Annotated in this window: 8 protein-coding genes; 3 read left to right on the top strand and 5 right to left on the bottom strand. The window is 63.3% G+C overall.

What is annotated here, in order from left to right:
• Positions 1-69 precede the first annotated feature (69 nt).
• Positions 70-852: an SDR family NAD(P)-dependent oxidoreductase gene (locus BHQ40_RS18290; protein ID WP_070157231.1), complete on the top strand. Its 783-nt coding sequence runs from the start codon at positions 70-72 to the stop codon at positions 850-852.
• 208 nt (positions 853-1,060) lie between these two features.
• On the opposite strand, the gene BHQ40_RS18295 is transcribed toward BHQ40_RS18290, so the two are convergent.
• The 3 genes from BHQ40_RS18295 to BHQ40_RS18305 all read right to left on the bottom strand — a co-directional run bounded on the left by BHQ40_RS18295 (position 1,061) and on the right by BHQ40_RS18305 (position 3,416).
• Positions 1,061-1,360, bottom strand: a complete 300-nt coding sequence (locus BHQ40_RS18295; protein WP_070157218.1) for a putative quinol monooxygenase — start codon at positions 1,358-1,360, stop codon at positions 1,061-1,063.
• Between the two features lie 10 nt (positions 1,361-1,370).
• Entirely contained in the window at positions 1,371-1,793 is a 423-nt protein-coding gene (locus BHQ40_RS18300; RefSeq protein ID WP_070157219.1) for a nuclear transport factor 2 family protein, read from the bottom strand.
• 81 nt (positions 1,794-1,874) lie between these two features.
• A complete protein-coding gene (locus BHQ40_RS18305; RefSeq protein ID WP_070157220.1) occupies positions 1,875-3,416 on the bottom strand; it encodes a fatty acid--CoA ligase in 1,542 nt (513 codons plus the stop codon).
• Positions 3,417-3,608: 192 nt separating this feature from the next.
• Here BHQ40_RS18305 and BHQ40_RS18310 point away from each other — a divergent pair, with 192 nt between their 5' ends.
• Both BHQ40_RS18310 and BHQ40_RS18315 read left to right on the top strand, forming a co-directional pair.
• A complete protein-coding gene (locus BHQ40_RS18310; protein ID WP_070157221.1) occupies positions 3,609-4,370 on the top strand; it encodes an SDR family NAD(P)-dependent oxidoreductase in 762 nt (253 codons plus the stop codon).
• Positions 4,371-4,394: 24 nt separating this feature from the next.
• Positions 4,395-5,153 carry a ThuA domain-containing protein gene (locus tag BHQ40_RS18315; RefSeq protein WP_070157223.1) on the top strand — a complete coding sequence of 253 codons (759 nt, stop codon included), beginning with the start codon at positions 4,395-4,397 and terminating at the stop codon, positions 5,151-5,153.
• Between the two features lie 359 nt (positions 5,154-5,512).
• Here the strand turns inward: BHQ40_RS18315 and BHQ40_RS18320 are convergent, their stop codons facing one another.
• Complete coding sequence (locus tag BHQ40_RS18320; protein ID WP_070157225.1) at positions 5,513-9,085, bottom strand: error-prone DNA polymerase; 3,573 nt, start codon at positions 9,083-9,085, stop codon at positions 5,513-5,515.
• The coding region (locus BHQ40_RS18325) for a DinB/UmuC family translesion DNA polymerase (protein WP_139139352.1) at positions 9,082-10,059 on the bottom strand (978 nt) is incomplete at its 5' end. The genes BHQ40_RS18320 and BHQ40_RS18325, both read right to left, overlap by 4 nt.

Consider the following 10,059-nt stretch of genomic DNA (forward strand, 5'->3'; position numbering starts at 1 on the left):
CAGACAGATGCTTCGACTTCGCTCAGCATGAACGGTTGGGTGATCATATTTATCAGAAAGGTCCATCTCATGCCCGACTTCACCCTTAGCGGCACCGTCTCCCTCGTTTCCGGCGCGACCGGCGGTATTGGCCGCGCGACGTGCCTCGCGCTGCAGGAGGCCGGGTCCATCGTCATCGCATCCGACCTTGCCGAAACCGCCGATGTCGCTGGTGCGGCAGAATATCACCGGCTGGATGTGACTGACGAAGCCTCGTGGACATCGCTGATCGCCCATATAGAAGCGCGGCATGGCCGGCTCGACATCCTGGTCAACAATGCCGGCATCTCGATCACTGACAGCATCGCTGACACCACGCTCGCGGCGTTCCGCAAATGCATGGCGATCAATGTCGAGGGCGTGTTCCTCGGCACTCAGGCGGCGCAGGCTTTGCTGGCGAAGAGTGGCAAGGACCGCAAGGGTGGCTCCTCTGTCGTCAACCTGTCCTCGGTCGGCGGCCTGCGCGGCGCAGCATTCATGAGCGCCTATTGCGCGAGCAAGGGCGCGGTGAAGCTATTCACCAAGAGCGCAGGCGTCGAATATGCAATGCTCGGCCTGCCGATACGCGTGAACAGCATGCATCCGGGCGGCATCGACACGGCGATGATGGACGCCATCTACAGCCGCTATGTCGAGGGCGGCCTGTTCCCCGACATGGAAACCGCCCACGCCACCGTGTCGGCCGGACATGCGATGGGCCGCACCGGCAAGCCGGAGGAGATCGCGGCGGGCATCGTCTATCTCTGCACGCCGGCCGCCAGCTTCATGACCGGTTCGGAAATGGTGATCGACGGCGGCATGACGGCGAAATAGGCGTATTCATCCGTCCGGGCTGAGCGAAGTCGAAGCCTTCCACCGAGCGCAGCGAGGCATCTTCGCCTCCGCTCAGACGAAGGCTTCGACTTCGCTCAGCCCGAACGGTTTTCGGACGCAGAATGGGCAAAAAAGACCCGGCGGTGCAGGGGAGCGCCGCCGGGCCATGCCGCCCCGTTTATGGAGAGCGGGGGCGGTATATGACGGGTCAGACGAGCATGCGCTGTGATCCGCTGACCTCGTGAATCTGGACGTCGTTGCTGAACTTGCCCTCAAAATCCTCCAGCAACGCCTTGATGGACGGCAGGGCGAGATGCGCGTCGAGCGACGCCTGATCGCGCCAGCCCTCCATGGCCATGATGGTGCCTTTCGCCTCATCCTCCATGCCCATATGGTAGAACAGGCAGCCATCCTCCTGCCGCGAGGGGTCGCAGAGCGACTTCAGCCGGGCATAGAGTTTCGGCAGGGTTTCGGGATCCGTATAAATCTGGCCGGTAATCACAATCATTCTGCGTCCCTCAGGTCTGGTGGATGATGGTGAAGGACCGGCTCTGCAGGAACCATTGGCCATCGCGCTTGACCAGCTTGTCATTATAGCAGGCGCGTGCGCGCTTATCCTTCAGCGTGCCCGGTTCTTCATAGATTTCGGAGATATAGGCGCGAGCATCCGCGGTATCGCCATGCACATGGATCATGCCGATGCCGATCAGGAAGCTGAGCTTGGGATAATGCGGCATGGCGTCGCGCCACAGCTTCACCACCGCCTCCTTGCCCTCGACTATGCCGAGTTCGGGATAGTGCGACAGGTCCCAATGGCTGTCCTCCACCCAGAGCGACGCCCACAATTGCTCGTCCACGCGGTTCACTGCGTCGGCATAGGTTTCCAGCACTTCGCGGATCGCCATGCGGTCCTCCAGCGATCCGGTGAAATTCGCGGTCATGCGCGCTGCTCTCCTTGCATTGCTTCTTTGGATGCAGGCTAGACCGGCCGGAGCGGCGATGGACCTGCCGAAAAGCGCAGGTCAGCGATATTCGTCGCGGAGCAGGCGGCGGAGAATCTTGCCGGAGGGATTGCGCGGCAGCGCCTCCCGGAAATCGACGGTCTTGGGCGCCTTGTACGCGGCGATCCGCTCCCGCGCCCAGGCGATGAGCGCGGCAGGTTCCGGCGCCTGTCCCTCGACCGGCACGACAATGGCCTTCACCGCCTCCCCCCATTTGGGATCGGGCACGCCAATCACGGCGACGTCACTGACCTGCGGGTGGCTGTAGAGCGCATTTTCAACCTCGGCCGGATAGACATTCTCGCCGCCGGTGATGATCATGTCCTTGATGCGGTCGGCCAGATAGATGTAGCCGTCCGCATCCATATAGCCCGCGTCGCCCGTGCGCAGCCAGCCATCGGCATCGATGGCTTCCGCCGTCGCCTCCGGGCGGCCATGATAGCCGGTCATATTGGACGGCGACCGGGTTGCAATCTCGCCCACCATGCCACGCGGCAATTCCGCGCCATCCTCGCCAACGATGCGCATCTCCACACCCGGCAGCGGCACGCCGACACTGCGCATCCGATCATTGCCCTCCGGGTCGTGATCTTCCGGCGGCAGGCCGGTGATCGTGCCCGCCGTCTCGGTCATGCCGTACATCTGCGCGAAACCGCAGCCGAACACGGCGATCGCCTGACGCATCAGGTCCAGCGGGATCGCCGATCCGCCGTAACAGATATATTTGAGGAAGCTGAAATCCGTGCCCGCCGCATCGGGATGATCGCACACGATCCGCATCGCCGTCGGCACCATCATGATCTTGGTGATCCGGTATTTGACCAGCAGGTCGAGCACCTGATGCGGGTCGAACTCGCGTACGACGACGCCCTTGCCGCCATGCTGCAGCGACCACATGCCCCATCCCGATCCGCTGATATGGAATACTGGCATGGCGATCAGCGCGACGTCGCTGGCGCTCCACCGGTTCCATTCCGGCATGACATCCGGCGGCGTTTCCTGCCGCAACGCGAGCAGGCTCTTGCTGGACAGCATCGCCCCCTTGGGATTGCCGGTCGTGCCGGATGTGTAGAGTTGAAGCACCGGCTCGTCATAGCCCGCATCCAGGCGCGGATCATCGGAACCTGCGGCATCGCGCCAATCGGCGAACAAGGGCAGGTTCCCCGAAGGCTCCGTCACCACTATCCGGTATCCGTTCGCTTCATCCAGCCGGTCCAGGAACATGGGATCAGCCAGCACCATCTTCGGCGCGCTGTCGCCCAACACATAGGCGACCTCCGGCGGGGCCAGCCGCCAATTGACCGGGACCAGCACCGCCCCGGCCTTCGCCGCGCCGAACCAATATTCGAAATAGAGGTCGCTGTTCTTGCCCAGGAACGCCACCCGGTCGCCCGGCCGCACCCCCGCCCCGATCAGCGCATTGGCCACGCGGCTGGCATGGACGTCGAACTGCGCATAGCTGCTCTCCCTCCCCTCGAAGATCAGGGCGGTTGCGTCAGGCCGCTCGGCCGCATGGCTGCGGATCATTTCTGCAAGAACCGGCTTGCCCATCTTCAGGCCCATCTCTCCATCATGTTCGGCCCATTGCAATAGGCCAGGACGATGCCGTCTGCGCCTATGAATTTCATGGGGTGCCCGCCGGTCGCCACACACTGACGGAAACGCCAGTGCAGATCGCCGCCGCCCACATTAAGGTGCGCCACAACCGCGCCGGGGAACCAACCCCGCCGCCATGATGGCAGAAGGAACGATGCTATGGATCTCGGTCTCAAGGGCAAGAAGGCAATTTTGGTCGGTGCAAGCCACGGCATAGGCCTTGCCACCGCGCACGCCCTCGCCGCGGAAGGCGTCGACATCGCGCTTTGTTCGCGTTCGCAGGGCAGCGTGGACGCCGCCCTCGCCGCTCTGGGCGGCTATGGCGTCAAGCTGACCGGCGCGTCCGTGGACGTCACCGACGCCGCAGCCCATAGCGCCTGGATTGCTGCCGCCGCAGAAGAACTGGGCGGCTGCGACATCTTCATCCCCTTCACCTCCGCCAATACCGGCGTTGATGACGAGGCAGGCTGGCGCACCGTGTTCGACACCGACACGCTGCCGCTGATGCGCGGGGTTCAGGCCGCCCTGCCATATCTGCAGAAATCCGACGCCGGGTCGATCGTCACCATCTCCTCCACCGCCGCCGTCGAGGAATTTATCGGCCCCGGCGCTTACAATGCGCTGAAGGCGGCAACGATCAACTACACCGCCGCCCTTGCCCAGAAATTCGCGCCGGAGGGAATCCGCGTCAATTGCATCACCCCCGGCCCGATCGAGATGGAAGGGCGCGCCTGGGACCAGATCAAGCAGGGCATGCCCGAATTTTACGACGGGATGCTGAAGCAGATCCCGTTCGGCCGCATGGGCACGGGCGAGGAAGTCGCAAAGGCCATCGTTTTCGTGGCTTCGCCTGTTTGCCGCTATATGACGGGGGCCAACCTTGTCATCGATGGCGGCTTCACCAAGCGCGTCCAGTTCTGACCGCCAGTTTGACCGGAGGCCGCGATGACCGACAAGCCCGCACGGATCGACTGCGTACTCGTCGCAGGCGGCCTGTATCATGACATTGATTTCGCGCGGCTTGAGCTGCTCAAGCTGCTGGCCGAAGACCCGCGCGTGCGGACCCGCGTGTTCGAGGATTATGCGAATATAGACGCGATTACGAAGGCCGATTTCCTTATCACCTATACCTGCGACGTCGTGCCCTCGCTTGAGGCGCAGGAGGCGCTCAGGGAATGGGTGAAGGGCGGCGGGCGCTGGTATGCGCTGCATGGCACCAATTCGGTCCTGCGCCTGTTCGAAAACGGCCTCTACGGCAGCCCGCGCTGGGCGCCCTTGTTCATGGAAACGCTGGGCACGCAGTTCATCGCCCACCCGCCGATCGCGCCCTATCCGGTCAGCGTCGCCGACCCCGATCATCCGATCACTAGGGGCATCGAGCCGTTCGAGACCACGGACGAACTCTATCTGGTGGAAAAGCATGGCGACCTGCACGTCCTGCTCGATACGGAATTTGGCGGTGATGCGACCGGCTTTGACGAGCATGAATGGGCGCATGACCGCCACCCGGTGCTCTACATCAAGAAGCAGGATAAGGGCGCGGTCCTCTACAACACGCTCGGCCATTGCCGGGGTCATTATGACATGCACCCCTTCTTGGACTGGTGGCCGACGGTCGACCGCTGCGCATGGGACCTGCCAGTCTTTTACGAGTTGCTCCGCCGCGGCATCGCCTGGGCCAAGGAGCCGAAGGCGGGGGCGTAAACGGGCGCTGAAAATCCAACGAAGTTGCGGAAGTTGCGGGTTGCCATTGCATCCCGCAACTTTGCCCGATGCGGGGCTTTGCGTGAGGGAAATCGATGACGGCTGAAGGGGCATGGCCCGCCGCAGATGGTATCCCAAAACTCAACATTTCCGGTACTCCCAGTCAGCGCATGCGTCGGAGTAATGCTATCAGCGGGAGTGAGGTGTAGGACAGCAGCCCGTTCCAGGAGAACGCTACATAAAGCTACGATTTTTATACTCCGTTCGGGCTGAGCCTGTCGAAGCCCTGCCCTTCACTTCGAAGAAAAGTGCAGTCCTTCGACAAGCTCAGGACGAACGGTTTGGGTTTATCCCCATCCTCAGTGAAAATCCCGCGACTTGGGCAATATCCGCACATCGCGCGGATGGACGCCGGTGCGCGGCTGCTGGGGATGGGCAAAGACATCGGCGCGGCACAGCGGCGGCTGCGCCCGGTGATTTTCGGACAGGCGATCAAGCTCCTGCGTGCGGTCGATGACGCGCGACGCCATCAGGTGCACGACACCTTCCTTGCTTCGCTGTACCTCCCCCTCCACGACCATTAGGCGCGACGCCATGACGGGGCGGCGCTGCATCTCGAACAGGCGCGCCCATAGCAGGATGTTGGTGATGCCGGTCTCATCCTCCAGCGTGATGAAGATGGCGTTGCCCTTCCCCGGCCTTTGCCGGACCAGCACGATCCCCGCAGTCCGGACCCGCGCGCCATTCTTCGCCGCCGACGTTTCCGCGCAACTCAACACGCCCTCGCCCTGGAACAGGGGGCGCAGAAACTGCATCGGATGCCCTTTGAGCGACAGGCGGGTCATATGATAGTCGGTCGCCACATGCTCCGACAGCGGCATGGCGGGGAGCGCGGCGTCCGGCTCCTCCCCCAGTTCCCGCGCATCGGCGGCGGCGAACAGGGGGAGCTGGCTGGTGGGCGTCCGCCGCACTTCCCACAGGGCATTGCGGCGGTCATGACCCAGCGACCGGCAGGCATCGGCATCGGCCAGCAACCGAAGCGCGCGCGTGGGTAGGCCCGCGCGGCGGGCGATATCCTCTATGCCGGCGAACCTCCCATTGGTGCGCGCAAGGGCAATGGATTTGGCCCATTCCTCCCGGAAGCCATCAATCTGCCGGAAACCCAGGCGCAGCGCCAGCGGCCCGCCCTCCGCCACCCATTCCACATCATTGTCCCAGCAGCTTGCATTCACATCCGCCCCGCGTACCTCCACCCCATGCTCCCGCGCATCCCGGACAAGCTGCGCCGGGGCATAGAAGCCCATCGGCTGGGAATTGAGCAGCGCACAGGCAAACACCGCCGGATGATGGCATTTGATCCAGGCCGACACATAGACGAGGCGGGCGAAGGACAGGGCGTGGCTTTCGGGGAAGCCATAGCTGCCGAAGCCCTCAATCTGTTTGAAGCAGCGCCTGGCGAAATCCGCTTCGTAACCGCGCGCCGTCATGCCGCCGACCAGTTTCTCCTCAAACTTGTCTATCCCGCCCAGATTGCGAAATGTCGCCATCGCGCGGCGAAGCTGGTTCGCCTCCGATGGCGTAAAACCGGCCGCGACGATGGCGAGTTTCATCGCCTGTTCCTGAAACAGCGGAACGCCATAGGTGTCCTTCAACAAATCTCTCAGTTCATTCTGATTATGCGGTTCTGCCGGGGAAGGAAATTCAGGCTCTTCCAGCCCGGCGCGACGGCGGAGATAGGGGTGCACCATATCGCCCTCGATCGGGCCCGGCCGGACAATCGCGACTTGGACGGTCAGATCATAGAGCTTTCTGGGCCTGAGGCGCGGCAGCATGTTGATCTGCGCGCGGCTTTCCACCTGAAAGACACCGATACTGTCGCCCTTGCACAGCATGTCGTAAACGGCTTCATCCTCGGAGTTCAAATCCACCGTCAGATCATGGTCGCCCAGACCGTTGGCGCGCATCAGGTCATAGGCCTTGCGTATGCAGGTCAGCATTCCCAACGCCAGCACATCGACCTTCATCAGGCCAAGCGCATCAATGTCGTCCTTGTCCCATTCAATGAAGCTGCGATCCTTCATCGCGCCATTGTGGATGGGCACGGTTTCATCGAGACGATCCTGCGTCAGCACGAAGCCGCCCACATGTTGCGAGAGATGTCGCGGGAAAGGCCCATCCAGTAACTTGTCGACGAGCGATTTCAGGCGGGCAATTTCAGGATTATTCAGGTCGAACCCGGCCTCCGTGATCCGCTTGTCCTCCATATCCCCGGACCAACTGCCCCAGACCGTGCTGGCCATGCGCGCCGGGATATCCTCGCTCAGACCCAGCGCCTTGGCGACCTGCCTTACGGCGCTGCGAGACCGGTAGTGAATGACGGTTGCCGTGATGCCCGCACGATGGCGGCCATAGCGCTGATAGACATATTGCATCACCTCCTCGCGCCGCTCATGTTCGAAATCGACGTCGATGTCGGGAGGCTCCCGCCGTTCATCGGACACGAAGCGGGAAAACAACAAATCATGCTTCAGGGGATCGACCGAGGTGACGCCCAGCAGGAAACAGACGATGGAGTTGGCGGCCGACCCCCGCCCTTGACATAATATCGGCGGTTTGCGGGAACGCGCGAATGTGACGAGATCGTGGACGGTCAGGAAATAATAGGCGTAATTCTGCTTTCGGATGAGCTTGAGTTCCTGGCCGATAAGGGCGCGAACTTTTGGCGGCAGCGTGCGGCCATAACGCCGCTTCGCCGCGCGCCTGACCAAATCCTCCAGCCAGTCGTCGGGCGTCCAGCCATCAGGCACCGGCTCATGCGGATATTCATAGCTGAGATGCTGCAAGTCGAAGCTGATCCGCCGGGCGAAGCGAACGGTCTCCGCAACAGCCTCCGGGCAAGCGCGAAAAAGATGCGCCATATCGGCTGGAGATTTCAGATGCCGTTCGCCATTGGCTTCCAGCCTGCGCCCGGCATCGGCGATGGTGCTGCCGAGACGGATGCAGCTCAGTATATCATGCAGTGGCCGGTCGTCCGAAGTGGCGTAAAGCGCATCATTGGTTGCTATCAATGGCGTCCCGGCTTTCCGCGCAAGAGTACGCAGGGTTTCCAGGCGCCGTGAATCGCGGCCTCCATAGCCGTTGCTCACGCCAAGCCAGACACGGCCGGGCGCGCGGGCCGAAAGGCGCGACAGGGCATCATATAATGTCGCAGGCGCAGGATCTTCGACCAGGCGGATATGGCTGATTGTCTCTCGCGCCTGTGGCTCATCTTCGAACTGATAATCCGGAGCGCTCCCATGCGCGTCCTCCGGTTCCATCAGCGTGGAGACCGGCATCACGATCAACAACAGGTCATCAAGATAATCGAGAAGATCGGCAAAGCGCAGGATGCAGTCTCCCTTCACCGCCCGCATATTGCCCGCGGTCAGCAAACGGGTCAGCCGGCCCCAGCCAAGGCGCGTCATGGGATAGGCGATGATGTCCGGCGCGCCATCGGAAAATACCAGCCGCGCCCCCGTCAGGAGACGAAGGGCAGGGATGCAGGCAGCCTTCTCGGCATCTGTCAGTTCGGCGTCGGGGCCATTAATTGCCTGCTTGTCAGCCAGGAACGCGGCCTCCGCCTTTTCCCCCGCTTCCTTTAGGGCGGTCCATGCCCGCACCACGCCCGCCACGCTGTTGCGATCGGCAATACCGAGGGCAGTAAGGCCAAGCTCCATTGCGCGATGCACCATGTCCGATGGACGCGAAGCGCCCCGTAGGAAGCTGTAACTGGTCGCCGCCACCAACTCAGCGAAAGGCGGCGCTTCGGACGGTGGCAACGGGTGATCGGGCAATTCGCCCTTTTTCTGCGCGCGTTGCCGTTCCAACATTTCCTGCGCGCGCCTGTCGGTTGATTTTGGCAGCGCCGGATCAGGTGATCGCCGTCCCTTCATGCAAATAGGCCATGCAAATACCAGAGAGGCTGGGGCGTCGCATCGCCGTATAGACCGTTGCGGAAAATCCAGAAGCGGCGGCCGCGCGCATCCTCCACCCGGAAATAGTCGCGGGTGCGGCGTGCTTCCGCCTCCCGTGGCGTGGTGTCGCGCCACCATTCAGGCGCGACCCTCTCCGGCCCCTCATAGCGGGCGACCTGATGCAGGCTACGCCGCCACCGGAATTGCACCGGTGGTCCCTCCGGTATGCCCGCCATCACATCGATCCGTTGGGGCGGGTCGAAAAGATGGACGGGGCGAAGGGGCGGTTCGCCCGCTTCCGGCGCATCCCATGCGGCTGGCGCGCGCGCCTCCACCGCCGGGAGCGCGAGCTGCGCCTGTTCCGGGATATGCGTGTCGCAGGGGGCAAGGCGCAGGATGCGGTGGCGGCCCGCCCTGGTGCTGAGCGCATCCACCAGACCGGAAACCGTCCCCTCGCCCCCTTCCCTGCTGCGTTCCTCGCCCCCCTCCAACGCAAGCTGCGTCGGGCCAAGCGGTTCTGCGGCAGGGACGGCCAGCCGCACCAGATCGAACCCGAAACCAGGATCGATGGGGTCGGACAGGCTGTCGATCCTCTCCCGGAACAGGCGCATCACCGCCTTGGGATCGCGCACCGGCAGGCTGGTCTCGACCCGCAGGGGAAAGGCCATGCCGTCGCTGCGGAAGAAAGTGGCGGCAAAACGGTGCCCACCCTGCCCCCGCTCGGCAAGCCGCCCGGCCGCTTCCCCCGCCAGCTCCTCCAGAACCGCAAGGGCATAGGCCGTGCGGGCGACCGGTTCGGGAAAGCGGCGTTCCAGGGCGATGGCCGGGGGCACATGGCGCGGGTCAAGCGGCCGGGCGGCCTCCCCCAGCAGGCGATGGAGCGCATCCACCGCCTCCGCCCCGAAGCGGGCCGCAAGCGCCGCGCTGGGCCGTGACGCCACATCCCCCACGGT

The sequence above is a fragment of the Sphingobium phenoxybenzoativorans genome, from assembly GCF_001757355.1.
Taxonomy (GTDB): Bacteria; Pseudomonadota; Alphaproteobacteria; order Sphingomonadales; family Sphingomonadaceae; genus Sphingobium; species Sphingobium phenoxybenzoativorans.

What these genes read in the sequence shown, in the direction of transcription:
- BHQ40_RS18290 (WP_070157231.1), top strand. Translation starts at nt 70, where the DNA reads ATGCCCGACTTCACCCTTAGCGGCACCGTCTCCCTCGTTTCCGGCGCG.
- BHQ40_RS18295 (WP_070157218.1), bottom strand. Translation starts at nt 1,360, where the DNA reads ATGATTGTGATTACCGGCCAGATTTATACGGATCCCGAAACCCTGCCG.
- BHQ40_RS18300 (WP_070157219.1), bottom strand. Translation starts at nt 1,793, where the DNA reads ATGACCGCGAATTTCACCGGATCGCTGGAGGACCGCATGGCGATCCGC.
- BHQ40_RS18305 (WP_070157220.1), bottom strand. Translation starts at nt 3,416, where the DNA reads ATGGGCCTGAAGATGGGCAAGCCGGTTCTTGCAGAAATGATCCGCAGC.
- BHQ40_RS18310 (WP_070157221.1), top strand. Translation starts at nt 3,609, where the DNA reads ATGGATCTCGGTCTCAAGGGCAAGAAGGCAATTTTGGTCGGTGCAAGC.
- BHQ40_RS18315 (WP_070157223.1), top strand. Translation starts at nt 4,395, where the DNA reads ATGACCGACAAGCCCGCACGGATCGACTGCGTACTCGTCGCAGGCGGC.
- BHQ40_RS18320 (WP_070157225.1), bottom strand. Translation starts at nt 9,085, where the DNA reads ATGAAGGGACGGCGATCACCTGATCCGGCGCTGCCAAAATCAACCGAC.